This window comes from Streptomyces sp. CA-179760 (assembly GCF_050937045.1).
Lineage (GTDB): Bacteria > Actinomycetota > Actinomycetes > Streptomycetales > Streptomycetaceae > Streptomyces.
This window is the reverse complement of sequence record NZ_JBNJLZ010000001.1, coordinates 2,568,363-2,587,339: the sequence shown is the minus strand read 5'-3', so window position 1 is coordinate 2,587,339 and position 18,977 is coordinate 2,568,363. Positions and strand designations below refer to the sequence as shown.

Annotated in this window: 16 protein-coding genes and 1 pseudogene; 16 read left to right on the top strand and 1 reads right to left on the bottom strand. The window is 69.9% G+C overall.

Annotated features, from left to right (window positions below):
* Positions 1–171: 171 nt before the first annotated feature.
* The gene (locus tag ACQEV8_RS11575) at positions 172–786 is read right to left on the bottom strand and encodes a beta-class carbonic anhydrase (RefSeq protein ID WP_432959523.1); all 615 of its coding nucleotides are present in this window, start codon (positions 784–786) and stop codon (positions 172–174) included.
* 310 nt (positions 787–1,096) lie between these two features.
* On the opposite strand from ACQEV8_RS11575, the gene rsmH reads away from it, so the two are divergent.
* The 16 genes and pseudogenes from rsmH (at position 1,097) to ACQEV8_RS11495 (ending at position 18,891) form a co-directional block, all read left to right on the top strand.
* Positions 1,097–2,053: a 16S rRNA (cytosine(1402)-N(4))-methyltransferase RsmH gene (gene rsmH / locus ACQEV8_RS11570; protein WP_432959522.1), complete on the top strand. Its 957-nt coding sequence runs from the start codon at positions 1,097–1,099 to the stop codon at positions 2,051–2,053.
* 45 nt (positions 2,054–2,098) lie between these two features.
* Positions 2,099–2,548 (top strand): septum formation initiator family protein, encoded by a 450-nt coding sequence (locus tag ACQEV8_RS11565; RefSeq protein ID WP_432959520.1) that lies wholly within the window; start codon positions 2,099–2,101, stop codon positions 2,546–2,548.
* Positions 2,549–2,553: 5 nt separating this feature from the next.
* Positions 2,554–4,503, top strand: a complete 1,950-nt coding sequence (locus ACQEV8_RS11560) for a peptidoglycan D,D-transpeptidase FtsI family protein (RefSeq protein ID WP_432959519.1) — start codon at positions 2,554–2,556, stop codon at positions 4,501–4,503.
* Between the two features lie 231 nt (positions 4,504–4,734).
* The gene (locus tag ACQEV8_RS11555; RefSeq protein ID WP_432959518.1) at positions 4,735–6,255 is read left to right on the top strand and encodes a UDP-N-acetylmuramoyl-L-alanyl-D-glutamate--2,6-diaminopimelate ligase; all 1,521 of its coding nucleotides are present in this window, start codon (positions 4,735–4,737) and stop codon (positions 6,253–6,255) included.
* Between the two features lie 28 nt (positions 6,256–6,283).
* Positions 6,284–7,690 (top strand): UDP-N-acetylmuramoyl-tripeptide--D-alanyl-D-alanine ligase, encoded by a 1,407-nt coding sequence (locus ACQEV8_RS11550; protein ID WP_432959517.1) that lies wholly within the window; start codon positions 6,284–6,286, stop codon positions 7,688–7,690.
* The gene (gene mraY / locus ACQEV8_RS11545; RefSeq protein ID WP_382499195.1) at positions 7,690–8,781 is read left to right on the top strand and encodes a phospho-N-acetylmuramoyl-pentapeptide-transferase; all 1,092 of its coding nucleotides are present in this window, start codon (positions 7,690–7,692) and stop codon (positions 8,779–8,781) included. Before ACQEV8_RS11550 ends, mraY begins: the two co-directional genes overlap by 1 nt.
* Positions 8,763–10,202 (top strand): UDP-N-acetylmuramoyl-L-alanine--D-glutamate ligase, encoded by a 1,440-nt coding sequence (gene murD / locus ACQEV8_RS11540; protein ID WP_432959516.1) that lies wholly within the window; start codon positions 8,763–8,765, stop codon positions 10,200–10,202. Before mraY ends, murD begins: the two co-directional genes overlap by 19 nt.
* A gap of 145 nt (positions 10,203–10,347) precedes the next feature.
* A pseudogene (ftsW, locus tag ACQEV8_RS11535) lies at positions 10,348–11,711 on the top strand (putative lipid II flippase FtsW).
* A gap of 6 nt (positions 11,712–11,717) precedes the next feature.
* Positions 11,718–12,815 (top strand): undecaprenyldiphospho-muramoylpentapeptide beta-N-acetylglucosaminyltransferase, encoded by a 1,098-nt coding sequence (gene murG, locus ACQEV8_RS11530; protein WP_432959514.1) that lies wholly within the window; start codon positions 11,718–11,720, stop codon positions 12,813–12,815.
* Between the two features lie 26 nt (positions 12,816–12,841).
* Positions 12,842–13,636, top strand: coding sequence for a cell division protein FtsQ/DivIB (locus ACQEV8_RS11525; RefSeq protein ID WP_432959513.1), 795 nt, complete (start codon positions 12,842–12,844; stop codon positions 13,634–13,636).
* A gap of 288 nt (positions 13,637–13,924) precedes the next feature.
* A complete protein-coding gene (ftsZ, locus tag ACQEV8_RS11520) occupies positions 13,925–15,118 on the top strand; it encodes a cell division protein FtsZ (protein WP_432959512.1) in 1,194 nt (397 codons plus the stop codon).
* 10 nt (positions 15,119–15,128) lie between these two features.
* On the top strand, positions 15,129–15,860 hold the full coding sequence (gene pgeF / locus ACQEV8_RS11515; protein ID WP_432959511.1) for a peptidoglycan editing factor PgeF: 732 nt from the start codon (positions 15,129–15,131) through the stop codon (positions 15,858–15,860).
* 6 nt (positions 15,861–15,866) lie between these two features.
* Positions 15,867–16,586 carry a YggS family pyridoxal phosphate-dependent enzyme gene (locus ACQEV8_RS11510; protein ID WP_432959510.1) on the top strand — a complete coding sequence of 240 codons (720 nt, stop codon included), beginning with the start codon at positions 15,867–15,869 and terminating at the stop codon, positions 16,584–16,586.
* A 129-nt stretch (positions 16,587–16,715) separates the two neighbouring features.
* Positions 16,716–17,357 (top strand): cell division protein SepF, encoded by a 642-nt coding sequence (locus tag ACQEV8_RS11505; RefSeq protein ID WP_432959509.1) that lies wholly within the window; start codon positions 16,716–16,718, stop codon positions 17,355–17,357.
* Between the two features lie 59 nt (positions 17,358–17,416).
* Positions 17,417–17,701, top strand: coding sequence for a YggT family protein (locus ACQEV8_RS11500; protein ID WP_115908676.1), 285 nt, complete (start codon positions 17,417–17,419; stop codon positions 17,699–17,701).
* A 56-nt stretch (positions 17,702–17,757) separates the two neighbouring features.
* Positions 17,758–18,891 carry a DivIVA domain-containing protein gene (locus ACQEV8_RS11495; RefSeq protein WP_432959507.1) on the top strand — a complete coding sequence of 378 codons (1,134 nt, stop codon included), beginning with the start codon at positions 17,758–17,760 and terminating at the stop codon, positions 18,889–18,891.
* Positions 18,892–18,977: the final 86 nt, after the last annotated feature.

Genomic DNA, 18,977 nt, shown 5'->3' with positions numbered 1-18,977 from the left:
AGCGTGACGTCACTCCCGCATTCTTGCTGCCGTTACCGATTCGTGTCACTCGACTGTGGATAACTGGCCGCGATATGTCGGCCTTGCGACCCTTTCGAACGCGTGACTGACAGGATTCCGACAGCTGCGGCAGGCCGGCTCCGGGGTGGTGACCAGGGGTGGGTGACCAGGTCAGGAGGCGGGGTCGATCTCCCGCAGCAGGCCCGTTCCGACGTCGTAGACGAATCCGCGGACGTCGTCGGTGTGCGGCAGGAACGGCGAGGTGCGCACGCGCCGCATCGACTGCCGTACGTCCTGGTCGACGTCCTGGAAGGACTCCACCGCCCAGGCCGGGCGCTGGCCGACCTCGGCCTCCAGCTCGCCCCGGAAGTCCTCGGTGAGGGTCTCCATGCCGCAGCCGGTGTGGTGGACGAGGACGACGCTGCGCGTCCCCAGCTTGCGCTGGCTGATGGCGAGGGAGCGGATCACGTCGTCGGTGACGACGCCGCCGGCGTTGCGGATGGTGTGGCAGTCGCCGAGTTCGAGGCCGAGCGTGGCGAGCGGGTCGAGGCGGGCGTCCATGCAGGCCACGACCGCCACGTGCAGGGCGGGCGCGGCGGCCATCCCGGCGTGGCCGAAGTCGGCGGCGTACCGGGTGTTGGCGTCGACGATTCGGTCGGTGACCGTGCCGCGGCCGGCTATGGCGCTCTCCGAACCCGTGGGAACTGATGCAGAAGTCGTCATATCCATGACGGTACTGGTCACGACTGTTCCGGGCCCGCTGTGAGAGAGGACAAAGAACGCCATCGGGCCTTGTAGTGAGGTAACCCACAAGGGTGGTGCGCCTGCCGGTCGCGACGCGCAGGCCGGTTGATTGACCGCGAGACGCGGTGGACTAAAGTGACGCGAAGCGGGAGGCGAGACTCTCCCCGCTGGACTGATTTCCCCGGAGACCCGGCGACGCCCGGCGATCTCCCCGCGTGCGCGGCGCGTACGTACGGCTCGGCCTCCTCCCGCTCCCGGTCGGCTGACGCTTCCGGCGCCGGCAGGCCTCCCCTTCAGCAGCGGGCGGGGACCCGGCGGTGCGTGGGCCCCGCGCCGGATCTGAGAGGCCCCCTTGAGCCAGAGTCGACACGTCCCGGTGATGCTCCAGCGGTGCCTGGACCTGCTGGCACCCGCCCTGGAGGGCCCGGACCCGGTGGTCGTCGACTGCACCCTCGGCCTCGGCGGCCACAGCGAGGCGCTTCTCGAGCGGTTCCCCGGGGCCCGGCTCGTCGCCCTCGACCGCGACAAGGAGGCCCTGCGTCTGTCGGGTGAGCGCCTCGCGTCCCACGGGGAGCGCGCCACCCTCGTCCACGCGGTGTACGACGAACTGCCCGAGGTGCTGGACAGGCTCGGCATCGCGCGCGTGCAGGGCGTCCTGTTCGACCTCGGCGTCTCCTCCATGCAGCTCGACGAGGCCGACCGCGGCTTCGCCTACGCCCAGGACGCACCGCTCGACATGCGGATGGACCAGACGACCGGCGCCAGTGCCGCCGAGGTCCTCAACACGTACCCGCCCGGCGAACTCGTGCGTATCCTCCGGGCGTACGGCGAGGAGAAGCAGGCCAAGCGGATCGTGTCCGCGGTCGTGCGCGAGCGCGAGAAGGAGCCGTTCAGCAACAGCGCCCGGCTGGTCGAGCTGATCCGGGACGCCCTGCCGCAGGCCGCCAAGCGCACCGGCGGCAACCCGGCCAAGCGCACCTTCCAGGCCCTGCGCATCGAGGTCAACGGCGAGCTCTCCGTCCTCGAGCGGGCGATCCCGTCCGCCGTGAAGGCGCTCGACGTTGGTGGGCGGATCGCGGTGCTGTCGTACCACTCGCTGGAGGACCGGCTGGTCAAGCAGGTGTTCGCGGCGGGCGCCGCCACCACCGCGCCGCCCGGACTGCCCGTCGTGCCCGAGCGTTACCAGCCGCGGCTCAAGCTGCTCACCCGCGGTGCCGAACTCCCCACGGAAGAGGAGATCGCCGAGAACCGGCGGGCGGCACCTGCGCGGCTGCGCGGGGCGCAGCGCATCAGAGAGGACATCGAGTGAGCCACGTGCAGGGCGGCCGGGTGTTCCGGACCCGAGGGAGCGTGAGTGAGCAGTAAACCCGAACTGAAGGGGAGGGCGGCCCGTCTCGCGCGGCTCTTCCCGGCCGGCACCGCGCGGGCGGCCCGCATGCCGTTCGTGCTCCTCGTGGTCCTGCTCCTCGGCGGCGGTCTCATCGGCCTCCTGGTGTTGAACTCGGCCCTCAGCGAAGGCGCGTTCAAGCTCGACGACCTCCAGCGCGAGACCAAGAGCCTCACCGACGAGGAACAGGCCCTCCAGCGGGACATCGACGCCTACTCCGCCCCCGAGGCCCTCCAGCGCCGCGCCCGCGAACTCGGCATGGTGCCCGGCGGCGACCCCGCCTTCCTCGAGCGCGACGGCACCGTCAAGGGCGTCCCCAGCGCCGCCCCCGGCGCCTGGCAGAGCGCCGCGCACATCCCCCTGGTCCTCGCCCCCGAGGCCATGCCCAACGGCCCCGCCCCGACCCCCGGCAGGTGACGGAAGTGTCCGACAGGGAACCCCCGCGCCGCCGAGTGCCCGGCCCCGCTCGGCCCGATGCCCGGCGGCGTCCCGGGCCCGGTGCTCGTCCGGCTCGGCGGCCGGCTCAGGTCCGGCCGGGGACGCCCCGGCCGTTGCGGCTGGGCAGCCCGCGGCCCCGGCTGCGGCTGGTCGGGCTCGCGCTGACGCTGGTGATGATCGCCTTCGTCGTGCGGCTGTTCCAGGTGCAGGCCGTCGACGCGAGTACGTACGCGGCCAAGGCAGAGCAGAACCGCTACGTCGGGCAGGTGCTGGCCGCGGACCGGGGCGAGATCACCGACCGGTCCGGTGTGGCCCTGGCGACCAGTGAGGACGCCTACGACATCACGGCCGACCCCACGATGTTCGCCCCGGACCACCTGAAGATCGGTGACGGGCCCGAGCAGGCCGCCGCGCTCCTCGCGCCGATCCTCGGCCAGGACCAGGAAGCCCTGGTCGAGAAGCTGCGGCCGAAGAACAAGAACCTGCGTTACGCGAAGCTGGCCTCCCGGCAGACCCCGCAGGTCTGGAAGCAGATCAAGGATCTGAAGTCCGCGCTCGCCAAGAAGGAGGAGACGGACAAGTCCGTGCACAACGTCCTCGCGGGCGTCTTCTCCGTCGGCACCAGCAAGCGCGTGTACCCCAACGGCGACCTCGCCGCCGGGATACTGGGCTGGGTCAACGGCGAGGGCAAGCCCGGCGGCGGCATCGAACTCCAGCTGGACAAGGAACTGGCCGGCAAGGACGGCAAGATCCGCTACGCCCAGTCCGGCGGCCGTCTCGTCCCCACCGTGGGTTCCACCGAGACACCCGCCGTGCCCGGCAGCGACGTCGAGCTCACCATCGACCGCGACATCCAGTGGGCCGCCCAGAAGGCCATCACCGACCAGGTGAAGGAGTCCGCGGCCGACCGCGGCTACGTCATCGTCCAGGACACCCGCACCGGCCAGATTCTGGCCATGGCCAACTCACCCGGCTTCGACCCCAACGACCTGTCGGACGCCGACTCTGCCGCGCTCGGCAACGCGGCCGTCCAGGACGCCTTCGAGCCCGGCTCCACCGCCAAGGTCATGTCGATGGCCGCCGTCCTCCAGGAGAACACCGCCACCCCGATGACCCACGTCGTCGTGCCCAACCGGCTGCACCGCGGCGACCGGCTCTTCAAGGACGACATCGACCACCCGACCTGGTACCTGACGCTCAACGGCGTCCTCGCCAAGTCGAGCAACATCGGCACCATCCTCGCCACCGGCCAGCTCGGCAGGACCCAGGCCCAGTCCAACAAGGTCCTCTACGACTACCTGCGCAAGTTCGGCCTCGGCAGCTACACCGGCCTCGGCTTCCCCGGCGAGACCAAGGGCATCCTCGCCCCGCCCGACAAGTGGTCGACCTCGCAGCAGTACACGATTCCTTTCGGCCAGGGCGTCTCCATCAACGCCATGCAGGCGGCGTCCGTGTACTCGACCATCGCCAACGGCGGCGTCCGCGTCGACCCCACACTCGTCCGCGGCACCAAGGGCCCCGAGGGGCGCTTCACCCCGGCCCCCGAGCCCAAGAAGACCAGGGTCGTCAGCGCCAAGACGGCGAAGACCCTCGCCCAGATGCTGGAGTCCGTCGTGGACGACGAGGAGGGCACCGGCACCAAGGCGCGCATCCCCGGCTACCGCGTCGCGGGCAAGACGGGCACGGCCAACCGCGTGGATCCGGCCACCGGCAAGTACCACGGCTACACCTCGTCCTTCGCCGGCTTCGCGCCCGCCGACAAGCCCCGCGTCACCGTCTACTGCGCCATCCAGAACGCCACCCAGGGCAGCTACTTCGGCGGCCAGATCTGCGGCCCCGTCTACAAGCGCGTCATGGAGTTCGCACTGAAGTCCCTCCAGGTCCCGCCGACCGGCGCCAAGGCCGCGAAGCTGCCCGTCTCCTTCCAGAACTGAACCCCTCGCCCTCCGGAACGGAACCCCCGACAGGCCCCCAACCGAACCCCGAGCCCTGATCAGCACCGAGCACCACCGAGCCACCAGGACCGCCCCGTGACAACGATCACTCCCGACCCCGGGAACCAGAGCGCCGCCGCCCCCTCACTTCGCCCGGAGGCGGGTACGCCCGGTACGCTCACCGCCGTGCCACACGCTGATCAGTCCCAAATCACCCAGAAGGGCCATCCCGTGACATACCCCGGGCCGCCCAGGCCGGTGCAGGTCTCCGCCACACCCCTCGCGGAACTCGCCGATCAGCTGGGTGTTCCAACGCCGGAGAGTTCCGCCGAGGTCACGGGCATCACCCACGACTCCCGCGCCGTGCGCCCCGGCGACCTGTACGCCGCCCTCCCGGGGGCCCGGCTGCACGGCGCCGACTTCGTCACGCAGGCCGCCGGTCTCGGCGCCGCCGCCGTGCTGACCGACCCGACCGGCGCGGAGCGCGCCGCGGCGTCCGGGCTGCCGGTCCTCGTCCTCGACGACCCCCGCGGGCGGATGGGCGAGCTGGCCGCGACGATCTACGGGCACCCCGGCCGGGACCTGCTCCAGATCGGCATCACCGGCACCTCCGGCAAGACCACCACCGCCTACCTCGTCGAGGGCGGCCTGAAGTCCGTCAGGTCCACCGGCCTGATCGGCACGGTCGAGATGCGCATCGGCGACGAGCGCATCAAGTCCGAGCGCACCACCCCCGAGGCCACCGACCTCCAGGCCCTGTTCGCCGTCATGCGCGAACGCGGCGTCGACGCCGTCGCCATGGAGGTCTCCAGCCACGCCCTGGTCCTCGGCCGGGTCGACGGCTGTGTCTTCGACATCGGCGTCTTCACCAACCTCAGCCCGGAGCACATGGAGTTCCACTCCGGCATGGAGGACTACTTCCAGGCCAAGGCGCAGCTGTTCACGCCGGAACGCGGCAAACTCGGCGTGGTCAACGTCGACGACGAGTACGGCCGCAGGCTGGCGAACGAAGCCACCGTCCCGGTCGTCACCTACTCCGCCGAGGGCCACCCCGACGCCGACTGGCGTGCCGAGGACGTCGAGGTCGGCCAGCTGGACTCGACGTTCACCGTGATCGGCCCCAAGGGCGAGCGGATCAGCGCCAAGTCGCCGCTGCCGGGCCCCTTCAACGTGGCCAACACCCTCGCCGCGATCGTCGCCCTGGCCGTCGCCGGCCTCGACCCGCAGTCCGCCGCCGACGGTGTCGCCGCCGTACCCGGCGTGCCGGGCCGGCTGGAGCGCGTGGACGCCGGGCAGCCCTACCTCGCGGTCGTCGACTACGCCCACAAGACGGACGCGGTCGAATCGGTCCTCAAAGCGCTCCGCAAGGTCACCGAGGGCAAGCTGCACATCGTCCTCGGCTGCGGCGGCGACCGGGACAAGTCCAAGCGCGAGCCCATGGGGGCCGCGGCGGCCCGGCTCGCCGACACCGCCGTACTGACCTCCGACAATCCCCGCTCCGAGGATCCCCTCGCGATCCTCGCCACGATGCTCCAGGGCGCCGCCTCGGTGCCCGCGTTCGAGCGCGGCGAGGTGCAGGTCTTCGAGGACCGGGCCGCCGCGATCGCCGCCGCCGTCGCCCGGGCCGAGCCCGGCGACACCGTGCTGGTCGCGGGCAAGGGCCACGAGCAGGGCCAGGACATCGCCGGGGTGGTCCGTCCCTTCGACGACCGCCAGGTACTTCGCGAAGCCGTCCAGAAGACCCAGGGATGAAAATCCAGAAGACCCAGGGGATGAACTTGTGATCGCCCTCTCCCTCGCCGAGATCGCAGAAGTCGTCGGCGGGCAGACGCACGACATACCGGATCCGTCCGTCCAGGTCACCGGCCCGGTCGTCCGTGACTCCCGCGAGGCGGTGCCGGGCAGCCTGTTCGCCGCCTTCGCCGGCGAGCGCGTGGACGGACACGACTACGCGGCGGCGGTCGTCGAGGCGGGAGCGGCGGCCGTGCTCGGCACCAAGCCCGTCGGTGTGCCCGCCATCGTCGTGGACGACGTCCAGAGCGCCCTCGGCGCCCTCGCGCGGCACGTCGTACGACGTCTCGGTGCCACCCTCGTGGCCCTCACCGGCTCGGCCGGCAAGACCAGCACCAAGGACCTCATCGCGCAGGTGCTCCAGCGCAAGGCGCCGACGGTGTTCACGCCCGGCTCCCTCAACAACGAGATCGGGCTGCCGCTGACCGCGCTCAGCGCGACCGAGGAGACCAGGTTCCTCGTCCTGGAGATGGGCGCCCGGGGTATCGGGCACATCAGCTACCTCGCCGGTCTGACGCCCCCGAAGGTCGGCCTCGTCCTCAACGTCGGCAGCGCCCACATCGGCGAGTTCGGCGGCCGTGAGCAGATCGCCCAGGCGAAGGGCGAACTCGTCGAGGCACTCCCGGAGAACGGAACCGCCGTCCTCAACGCGGACGACCCCTACGTGCGGGCCATGGCCGCCCGTACGAAGGCGAAGGTGATCTTTTTCGGAGAGTCCGGCGAAGCGGACGTACGCGCCGAGAACGTGCGACTCACGGACAGCGGACAGCCCTCGTTCAGGCTTCGCACACCCTCCGGTGCAAGTGACGTGACCATGCGCCTGTACGGTGAGCACCACGTGTCGAACGCGCTCGCCGCGGCCGCCGTCGCCCACGAACTGGGCATGTCCGCAGACGAGATCGCCGTGGCGCTCTCCGAGGCGGGCTCCCTCTCCCGCTGGCGGATGGAGGTCACCGAGCGCCCGGACGGCGTGACGATCGTCAACGACGCCTACAACGCGAACCCCGAGTCCATGCGAGCCGCTCTGCGCGCGCTCGCGGCGATGGGCAAGGGGCGGCGGACCTGGGCGGTGCTCGGCAAGATGGCCGAGCTGGGGGACGAGGCTCTCGCCGAGCACGACGCGGTCGGGCGGCTCGCCGTCCGGCTCAACGTCAGCAAGCTCGTCGCGGTCGGTGGCAGGGAAGCCGCCTGGCTGCAACTGGGCGCATATAACGAGGGTTCGTGGGGTGAGGAGTCGGTGCACGTGTCCGACGCACAGGCGGCGGTCGACCTGTTGCGCAGCGAGTTGCGCCCGGGGGACGTCGTACTCGTGAAGGCGTCCCGTTCGGTCGGCCTCGAGAGCGTGGCGCAGGCGCTCGTCGAGTCCGGTGCCGAGGGTGAGGTTTCCGCCCGATGATGAAGCAGATCCTGTTCGCAGGAGTCATTGGCCTCTTTCTCACGCTGATCGGCACCCCGCTGCTGATCAAGCTCCTCGCGCGCAAGGGCTACGGCCAGTACATCCGCGACGACGGCCCGCGCGAGCACGCCAGCAAGCGCGGTACGCCGACCATGGGCGGTATCGCCTTCATCCTGGCGACGGTCGCCGCGTACTTCCTGGCGAAGGTGATCACGGGCTATCTGGACCCGGAGGCCGACGCGGCGCCGACCTTCTCGGGTCTGCTGGTGCTCGGCCTGATGGTCGGCATGGGCCTGGTCGGCTTCCTCGACGACTACATCAAGATCGTCAAGCGTCGTTCGCTGGGTCTGCGGGCCAAGGCGAAGATGGCCGGTCAGCTGACCGTCGGTATCGCCTTCGCGGTGCTGTCGCTCCAGTTCGCGGACAACCGCGGCAACACCCCGGCGTCCACGAAGCTGTCGTTCATCACGGACTTCGGCTGGACGATCGGACCCGTGCTGTTCGTGGTCTGGGCGCTGTTCATGATTCTCGCGATGTCGAACGGCGTGAACCTGACCGACGGTCTGGACGGTCTGGCCACCGGCGCCTCGGTGCTGGTCTTCGGCGCCTACACCTTCATCGGCGTCTGGCAGTTCCAGGAGTCCTGCGCCAACGCGCAGACCCTGACCAACCCGGGCGCCTGCTACGAGGTGCGCGACCCCCTCGACCTCGCCGTGGTCTCCTCGGCGCTGATGGGCGCCTGCCTCGGTTTCCTGTGGTGGAACACCTCGCCGGCCAAGGTCTTCATGGGTGACACCGGTTCGCTCGCACTCGGCGGTGTGCTCGCCGGTCTCGCGATCTGTTCCCGCACCGAGCTGCTGATCGCCATCCTCGGTGGCCTGTTCGTCCTGATCACCATGTCCGTGGTGATCCAGGTCGGTTCCTTCCGTCTGACCGGGAAACGCGTCTTCCGGATGGCGCCACTCCAGCACCACTTCGAACTCAAAGGCTGGTCCGAAGTGCTCATTGTGGTCCGCTTCTGGATCATCCAGGGCATTTGCGTGATCGTCGGACTCGGCCTCTTCTACGCAGGATGGGCAGCGGACAAGTGACCTCCTCGGAGCCTTTCGACTTCCAGGGCAAGCACGTCACCGTCGCCGGGCTCGGCGTCTCCGGCGTCCCGGCGGCCAAGGTGCTGCACGGCCTCGGCGCGATCGTCACGGTCGTCAACGACGGCGCGGACGAGCGCGCCCGGGCGCAGGCGGCCGAGCTGGAGGCGCTCGGCGTCACCGTGCGCCTCGGCGACGGCGACACGTTGCCCGAGGGCTCCGAACTGATCGTCACCGCGCCCGGCTGGAAGCCGGACAAGCCGCTGTTCGCGGCGGCGGAGCGGGCGGGCGTCCCGGTCTGGGGCGATGTCGAACTGGCCTGGCGCCTGCGCGGCCCCGACGCCGCTCCCTGGCTCGCCGTCACGGGCACCAACGGCAAGACCACGACCGTCCAGATGCTCGCCTCGATCCTGGAGGCGGCGGGCCTGCGCACCGCCGCCGTCGGCAACATCGGCGTCTCGCTCCTGGACGCGGTGCTCGGCGAGGAGCGCTACGACGTGCTGGCCGTGGAGCTGTCCAGCTACCAGCTGCACTGGGCGCCGTCGCTGCGCGCCCACTCGGCCGTCGTGCTGAACCTCGCCCCCGACCACCTCGACTGGCACGGCTCCATGGAGGCGTACGCCGCCGACAAGGGCCGTATCTACGAGGGAAATCAGGTCGCCTGCGTCTACAACGTGGCCGACAAGGCGACCGAGGACCTGGTCCGCGAGGCCGACGTCGAGGAGGGCTGCCGCGCCATCGGCTTCACCCTGGGCACGCCCGGGCCCTCCCAACTCGGTGTCGTGGAGGGCATCCTGGTCGACCGCGCCTTCGTCGAGAACCGGCAGAAGAACGCCCAGGAGCTCGCCGAGGTCGCCGACGTGAACCCGCCTGCCCCGCACAACATCGCCAACGCGCTCGCGGCGGCAGCCCTCGCCCGGGCCTACGGCGTGCCCGCCAAGGCCGTACGGGACGGTCTGCGGGCCTTTACCCCGGACGCCCACCGCATCGCTCACGTGGCCGACGTGGACGGCGTCGCGTACGTCGACGACTCCAAGGCCACCAACACGCATGCGGCTCAAGCCTCGTTGGCGGCGTACGAGCCGATCGTGTGGATCGCGGGCGGACTCGCCAAGGGCGCCGTCTTCGACGAACTGGTCGCCGAGTCGGCGCAGCGGCTGCGCGGGGCCGTGCTGATCGGCGCGGACCGCGCGCTCATCCGGGAAGCCCTCGCGCGACACGCCCCGGAAGTACCCGTCGTCGACCTCGACCGGACCGACACTGGGGCGATGCTCCAGGCCGTCCAGGAGGCGCGGCGGCTCGCACAGCCCGGCGACACGGTGCTGCTGGCCCCGGCCTGCGCCTCGATGGACATGTTCACCAACTACAACAAGCGCGGTGACGCGTTCGCGGAGGCGGTTCGCGAACTCGGCGCGGGCACCTGACGGTCGGTCTCGGCCACGACGGGTGCTTCGGGACCCTTGGAGGGACGCGTGACTCGGATGTGGCCCGAGACCAACCGGCGGACACCCGCCGCCGACCCGGGGCCGACGCCCCCACCCGTCCCACCCGCGTCCGCGGGAGCCGTCCATGCCCGGTAGCCGTACCGGAGGGCCGCCCGCGCAGCGGCCCGTCCGCCGGCCCGCCGTGGCCCGGGTGTCGCGCGAGAGCGGCCTCCTCGGCCTGTACCTGCGCGCGCGCAGGGGCTGGGACCGGCCGCTGACCGCCTACTACCTGATCTTCGGCGGCAGCCTGCTGATCACGGTGCTGGGGCTGGTGATGGTCTACTCGGCCTCCCAGATCACCGCGCTGCAGATGTCGCTGCCGGGCTCGTACTTCTTCCGCAAGCAGCTGCTCGCGGCGGTGATCGGCGCCGGTCTGCTGTTCGCCGCCTCACGGATGCCGGTGAAGCTGCACCGGGCATTGGCCTACCCCATCCTCGCGGGCGCCGTCTTCCTGATGACCCTGGTGCAGATCCCGGGGATAGGAGTGTCGGTCAACGGCAACCAGAACTGGATCGCGGTCGGCGGCTCCTTCCAGATCCAGCCCAGCGAGTTCGGCAAGCTCGCCCTCGTGCTGTGGGGCGCCGACCTGCTCGCCCGCAAGCAGGACAAGAAGCTGCTGACCCAGTGGAAGCACATGCTCGTCCCGCTGGTGCCGGCCGCCTTCATGCTGCTCGGGCTGATCATGATCGGCGGCGACATGGGCACGGCGATCATTCTCACAGCCATCCTGTTCGGCCTGCTCTGGCTGGCAGGCGCGCCCACGCGGCTGTTCGCCGGTGTGCTGTCGATCGCCGCCGTGCTCGGCCTGATCCTCATCAAGACCAGCGCCAACCGCATGGCCCGTCTGCAGTGCCTCGGCGCCACCGAACCCCAGTCGGGCCCCGTCGACTGCTGGCAGGCCGTGCACGGCATCTACGCCCTGGCCTCGGGCGGAATCTTCGGCTCCGGGCTGGGCGCGAGTGTGGAGAAATGGGGCCAACTCCCCGAAGCCCACACCGACTTCATCTTCGCCGTCACCGGTGAGGAACTGGGCCTGGCGGGGACGCTGTCGGTACTCGCCCTCTTCGCGGCTCTAGGCTATGCGGGTATCCGCGTGGCCGGACGCACGGAGGACCCCTTCGTGAGGTATGCCGCGGGAGGCGTGACCACCTGGATCACGGCCCAGGCCGTGATCAACATCGGTGCGGTGCTCGGTCTGCTGCCGATCGCCGGTGTCCCCTCCCGCTGTTCTCCTACGGAGGATCGGCCCTGCTGCCGACCATGTTCGCCATCGGGCTGCTGATCGCCTTCGCACGCGACGAGCCCGCTGCGCGGGCGGCGCTTGCGATGCGACAACCCCGCTTTGGTAGAAAGCGGGGGGCTGGGGGCACCGGTTCCATTCGGAGTCCCCGGAGATGGAACACGATGCGACGGCGTGCCTCGGCGGCGCGCTCGTCCGGAGAGCGGTGAATTTCGGTGCATGTCGTACTCGCCGGCGGAGGAACCGCGGGCCACATCGAGCCCGCGCTCGCCCTCGCGGACGCCCTGCGCAGGCAGGATCCGAGCGTGGGCATCACGGCCCTGGGAACGGAGCGCGGCCTCGAGACACGTCTCGTACCCGAGCGTGGGTACGAACTCGCGCTGATCCCCGCCGTACCGCTGCCGCGCAAGCCCACCCCCGAGCTGATCACCGTCCCGGGCCGGCTGCGCGGGACGATCAAGGCGACCGAGCAGATCCTGGAGCGCACCAGGGCGGACGCCGTGGTCGGCTTCGGCGGCTACGTCGCCCTGCCCGGCTACCTCGCGGCCAAGCGCCTCGGCGTGCCGATCGTCATCCACGAGGCCAATGCCCGCCCGGGCCTGGCCAACAAGATCGGCTCGCGGTACGCCAGCCAGGTCGCGGTCTCCACGCCGGACAGCAAGCTGCGCAACTCCCGTTACATCGGCATCCCGCTGCGCCGCTCCATCGCCACCCTGGACCGGGCCGCCGTACGCCCCGAGGCCCGGGCCGCCTTCGACCTCGACCCGAACCTGCCCACGCTCCTGGTCACCGGCGGCTCCCAGGGCGCCCGCCGGCTGAACGAGGTCGTCCAGCAGGTCGCGCCCTGGCTCCAGCAGGCCGGAATCCAGATCCTGCACGCGGTCGGTCCGAAGAACGAACTGCCGCAGGTCCACCAGATGCCGGGAATGCCCCCCTACATCCCGGTAAGTTATCTGGACCGGATGGACCTCGCGTACGCCGCGGCGGACATGATGCTCTGCCGTGCGGGCGCGATGACCGTCGCCGAACTCTCCGCCGTCGGGCTCCCCGCCGCTTATGTCCCGCTGCCCATCGGCAACGGCGAACAGCGGCTCAACGCCCAGCCGGTGGTCAAGGCCGGCGGCGGCCTGCTGGTCGACGACGCGGAGCTGACCCCCGAGTGGGTCCAGCAGAACGTCCTGCCCGTGCTCGCCGACCCGCACCGGCTGTACCAGATGTCCCGCAGCGCAGCCGAGTTCGGCCGCCGGGACGCCGACGACCTGCTCGTCGGCATGGTGTACGAGGCGATCTCCGCCAGTCGTGCACACCGCTAGGACTGTATGAGGGAAGGCAGGGGAGCGTGGCCGGATCGACCACCGCCGAGCGCGGTGAACGCCAGCAGAAGTCGTCCGGCCCGCCGCCCCGCCCGCGGTCCAGGCGGGCCCGGCTTCGTGTGATTGTCATCCTGGGCCTCGCCCTGGTCTTCCTCGGCTTCCCGACGGTCTGGCTGTTCTACGGCTCCGACTGGCTGCGTGCCGAGCGGGTCTCCGTGTCGGGCACCAGGGTCCTGACGCCGGCTCAGGTCCGGGCGGCCGCCGACGTTCCCCTCGGGAAGCCGCTGATTTCCGTCGACACCGAAGCGATCGAGTCGCGACTGCGCCGGAAATTGCCCCGAATTGACTCGGTTGACGTGGTCCGTTCCTGGCCCGATGGAATCGGCCTGAAAGTGGTCGAGCGGACTCCGGTTCTGATTGTCCAAAGGGGCGGAAAGTTCGTCGAAGTGGACGATGAAGGTGTCCGTTTCGCCACGGTGCCCGAGGCGCCGAAAGGCGTCCCCGCACTGGAATTGACACTGTCCCGGTCCAGCTCCGCCGCCGCGAGCCTGCGCCGCTTCGGCGAGTCCCGGCTGGTGCGCGAGGCGGTCGTCGTCGCCCGTGCCGTTCCGGCCGCCGTCGCCCACGCCACACGGACCGTCAAGGTCCGTTCCTACGACGACATCTCGCTCGAGTTGAGGGACGGCCGTACGGTCGTCTGGGGCAGCAGCGAGAAGGGCGCCGTCAAGGCCCGTACGCTCACCGCCCTGATGAAAGCCTCGCCCGGTGCGCGCTACTTCGACGTGAGTGTTCCCACCGCGCCCGCGTCATCAGCAAGTTGACGCACATCCGCGCAGGCCAGCACCCTGGTTGGGCAGTGCTACGGCTGATCACATAGGGTGAAAAGAAAAACGGGAGGTTCGGCGTGTTCGTTGAACGTGCGCCACTTGTCGACTTAGTGTCCTGTTCAGAAGACTCCAAGGAACAGACACACTGGTAACCCTAAACTTCAGGGTTAGGGTTCGGGTCGGCGATACGGACCGTCCCATTCGGCATCAGTCGTCGGGTCGCGGGGCGCAGCGCGCCACGGTGATTCGGCGACACGTAACTCGAGGCGAGAGGCCTTCGACGTGGCAGCACCGCAGAACTACCTCGCAGTCATCAAAGTCATCGGTGTCGGCGGCGGTGGTGTCAATGCCATCAACCGGATGATCGAGGTCGGTCTCAAGGGCGTCGAGTTCATCGCCATCAACACCGACGCGCAAGCTCTGTTGATGAGCGACGCCGACGTCAAGCTGGACGTCGGCCGTGAACTCACCCGCGGACTCGGCGCCGGAGCCAACCCGGCCGTGGGCCGCAAGGCCGCCGAGGACCACCGCGAGGAGATCGAGGAAGTCCTCAAGGGGGCCGACATGGTCTTCGTGACAGCCGGTGAAGGCGGCGGCACCGGCACCGGCGGCGCGCCCGTCGTGGCCAACATCGCCCGATCGCTCGGCGCCCTCACCATCGGTGTGGTCACGCGCCCGTTCACCTTCGAGGGGCGGCGCCGCGCGAACCAGGCCGAGGACGGCATCGCCGAGCTCCGCGAAGAGGTCGACACCCTCATCGTCATCCCGAACGACCGGCTGCTGTCCATCTCGGACCGCCAGGTGTCGGTGCTGGACGCCTTCAAGTCGGCCGACCAGGTCCTGCTCTCCGGTGTCCAGGGCATCACCGACCTCATCACCACCCCCGGCCTCATCAACCTCGACTTCGCCGACGTCAAGTCGGTCATGTCCGAGGCGGGCTCGGCACTGATGGGCATCGGCTCGGCGCGTGGCGACGACCGCGCGGTGGCAGCCGCCGAGATGGCGATCTCCTCGCCGCTCCTGGAGGCGTCCATCGACGGGGCCCGAGGTGTGCTGCTCTCCATCTCCGGTGGCAGCGACCTCGGTCTGTTCGAGATCAACGAGGCCGCCCAGCTGGTCAGCGAGGCCGCCCACCCGGAGGCCAACATCATCTTCGGTGCGGTGATCGACGATGCCCTCGGCGACGAGGTCCGGGTCACCGTGATCGCGGCCGGCTTCGACGGCGGCCAGCCGCCGTCCAAGCGGGACAACGTCCTCGGGTCGTCCTCGACCAAGCGCGAGGAGCCGGCCCCGGCACGGCAGACCGAGAGCCGCCCGTCCTTCGGCTCGCTCGGCAGCGTGACTCCGAAGGAGGACCCGGAGCCCGCTCCGGAACCGGTCAACGACATCCCGGTCGCCCCGCCGGTCCCGCCGGCGCCGCGGACCTACTCGGACAGCGCGGCCGAGGAACTGGACGTACCGGACTTCCTCAAGTGATCCTTCAGTCGTGATAGGACAGCGCGAAAGCGTGAGCGGCGCGCACTTCGGCTTCACCGACCGGTGGGGCGGAGTGAGCGCCGCTCCGTATGAGGAGCTCAACCTCGGCGGAGCGGTCGGCGACGACCCCGACGCCGTACGCACCAACCGGGACCTGGCCGCCAAGTCCCTGGGCGTCGAGCCCGGCCGGGTGGTCTGGATGAACCAGGTCCACGGGCCCGATGTGGTGGTGGTGGACCGGCCGTGGGGGTCTTCGTCCGAGATCCCTTCGGTCGACGCGATCGTCACGGTGAAACGGGGGCTCGCCCTCGCCGTGCTCACCGCGGACTGCGTGCCGGTCCTGCTTGCCGACCCGGTCGCGGGGATCGCCGCGGCGGCCCACGCGGGCCGGCCCGGCATGATCGCCGGGGTCGTCCCGGCCGCGCTACGCGCGATGACCGAACTGGGCGCCGAGCCCTCCCGGATCGTCGCCCGCACCGGGCCCACCGTCTGCGGCCGGTGTTACGAAGTGCCCGAGGCGATGCGCGCCGAGGTGTCCGCCGTCGAGCCGGCGGCGTACGCCGAGACCAGTTGGGGCACTCCGGCGGTCGACGTGAGGGCCGGGGTGCACGCGCAGCTCGAACGGCTCGGGGTACGCGACCGGGCGCAGTCTCCGGTGTGCACGCTGGAGTCGGACGATCACTTCTCGTACCGCCGCGACCGCACCACCGGTCGGCTCGCGGGCTATGTGTGGCTGGACTGATGGGGCATGACGGACCGTAAGGACGAACTCGCCACGAATCTGGCGAAAGTTGAGCGACGTATCGCCGAGGCGTGCGCGGCCGCCGGGCGGGCACGCGAGGAAGTGACCCTGATCGTGGTCACCAAGACCTATCCCGCGAGCGATGCGCGCATGTTGTCGGACCTGGGGGTGCGGCATGTCGCCGAGAACCGCGACCAGGACGCGGCCCCCAAGGCCGCTGCCTGTGCGGATCTGCCCCTTTCGTGGCACTTCGTCGGCCAACTCCAGACCAACAAGGTGCGGTCGGTGGTCGGTTACGCGGACTTCGTGCAGTCCGTCGATCGCTCCAAGCTCGTCACAGCTCTGTCGAAGGAGGCTGTCCGGGCCGGCCGCGAACTGGGGTGTCTGCTCCAGGTCGCGCTCGACGCCGGGGAGAGCGCCCGCGGTGAGCGGGGCGGCGTGGCCCCCGGCGGGATCGAGGAGTTGGCAGGCCTCGTGGCCGAGGCGCCCGGGTTGCGGCTCGGCGGACTGATGACCGTCGCGCCGCTCACCGGCGAATATGCGGGACGCGAACAGGCGGCGTTCGAGCGGTTGATGGTTTTGTCGACCGACCTGCGCCGGAGTCATCCGGCTGCCACCATGGTCTCGGCAGGGATGAGTGCGGACCTCGAACAGGCCGTGGCGGCCGGAGCGACACATGTGCGCGTCGGCAGCGCGGTACTCGGAGTCCGCCCCAGGCTCGGGTAACGTCGCCAAGAAGTCGGACCACAGCAGAAAATATGGTCATTGCCGCCGATAGGCGGACTCAAGGACCTCGTGGATCGCAGGCACTTGGCAGTCGTCAGCAGATCCACCACAGAGCGGAGGACTCAGAGCATGGCCGGCGCGATGCGCAAGATGGCGGTCTACCTCGGCCTCGTGGAGGACGATGGGTACGACGGCCGCGGATTCGACCCCGACGACGACTTCGAACCCGAACTGGACCCGGAGCCCGAGCGGGACCACCGACGGCACGAGCCGTCCCATCAGCCGCACGTCTCACATCAGCCCCAAAGGGACGAAGAGGTACGAGTCGTACAGCCGTCCGTGCCTCGCGAACCGGCCCCCCGTTCCGCTTCGCTTCCCGCGGAATCCGGACGCCCGGCGCGCATCGCGCCCGTGGCATCCATCACACAAGAACGCGCAAGTATGGAGAAGAACGCACCGGTGATCATGCCCAAGGTCGTGTCCGAACGAGAGCCTTACCGGATCACCACACTCCACCCACGGACCTACAACGAGGCCCGTACCATCGGGGAACACTTCCGTGAAGGCACTCCGGTGATCATGAATCTGACTGAGATGGATGACACAGATGCGAAGCGACTTGTCGACTTTGCGGCTGGTCTGGTGTTTGGTCTTCACGGCAGTATCGAGCGGGTGACGCAGAAGGTGTTCCTGTTGTCGCCTGCTAACGTCGATGTCACGGCGGAGGACAAGGCCCGCATCGCAGAGGGCGGGTTCTTCAACCAGAGCTGAGACGCACCACCGGAAACAGCAGTACCCAGCAGGGCACAGGGGAGAGGGAAGCGCAGGTCATGAGCGTGGTTCTGGATGTCATCTACATCGCGCTGATGTGCTTCCTCATCGTGCTCATCTTCCGGTTGGTCATGGACTATGTCTTCCAGTTCGCCCGCTCATGGCAACCCGGCAAGGCGATGGTGGTCGTTCTGGAGGCCACCTACACTGTCACTGATCCACCGCTCAAGCTTCTGCGGCGGGTCATTCCGCCGCTGCGTCTCGGGGGCGTGGCGCTAGACCTGTCCTTCTTCGTACTGATGATCATCGTCTACATCCTGATCTCGATCGTGAGCCGGCTGTGATGAGCGATGTGACCTACCGTCTTGCCGAATGCCGACGACTACGTTGAGGTGAAGAGATGCCGTTGACCCCCGAGGACGTGCGGAACAAGCAGTTCACGACCGTCCGCCTCCGAGAAGGCTATGACGAGGACGAGGTCGATGCCTTCCTCGATGAGGTCGAAGCCGAACTGACCCGCCTGCTCCGCGAGAACGAGGACCTGCGCGCCAAACTGGCCGCGGCCACGCGCGCTGCTGCTCAGAATCAGCAGAACATGCGCAAGCCTCCGGAGCCTCAGCAGGATCAGCAGCAGCAACAACAGCAGCAGCAGGGCATGCGCGGTCCGGGTGGTCCCGTACCCGCCGGCATATCGGGCCCGCCGCAGCAGCAGATGGGTGGCCCCATGGGTGGTCCGCCCCAGCTGCCGAGCGGTGCCCCGCAGCTGCCCGCCGGTCCCGGCGGTCAGGGTGGTCCGCAGGGTCCCGGCCCCATGGGCCAGGGTCCGGGCGGTCCGGGCCCGATGCAGCAGCAGATGCAGCAGCAGATGGGTGGTCCGATGGGCGGCCCCATGGGCGGTCCTCCGATGGGCGGCCCCGGTCAGGGAGGCCCCGGTGGCGACAGTGCCGCCCGTGTCCTCTCGCTGGCCCAGCAGACCGCCGACCAGGCGATCGCCGAGGCCCGTTCCGAAGCCAACAAGATCGTCGGGGAAGCGCGTTCGCGTGCCGAGGGTCTGGAGCGTGACGCCCGTGCCAAGGCCGATGCCCTGGAGCGGGACGCGCAGGAGAAGCACCGTGTGGCGATGGGCTCCCTGGAGTCCGCTCGCGCCACGCTGGAGCGCAAGGTCGAGGACCTGCGCGGCTTCGAGCGCGAGTACCGCACGCGCCTGAAGTCGTACCTGGAGTCGCAGCTGCGCCAGCTGGAGACCCAGGCCGACGACTCGCTGGCTCCGCCGCGCACTCCGGCTGCCGCGTCCCTCCCGCCGTCCCCGGCGCCTTCCATGGCTCCGGCCGGCGCGAGCGCCCCGTCCTACGGCGGTGGCAACCAGACGATGGGCGGTGGCCCGTCGCCGTCCGGTCCGTCGTACGGCGGTCAGCAGCAGATGTCCCCGGCTATGACCCAGCCGATGGCGCCGGTGCGTCCGCAGGGCCCTTCGCCGATGGGCCAGGCGCCCTCGCCCATGCGGGGCTTCCTGATCGACGAGGATGACAACTGACGGCCTGATGGCCAGTAGTACGGCGTAGACATCGGCAGCGTTCAGGGCGAGGCCCCGGGTTGATCCCGGGGCCTCGCCCTTTGCCC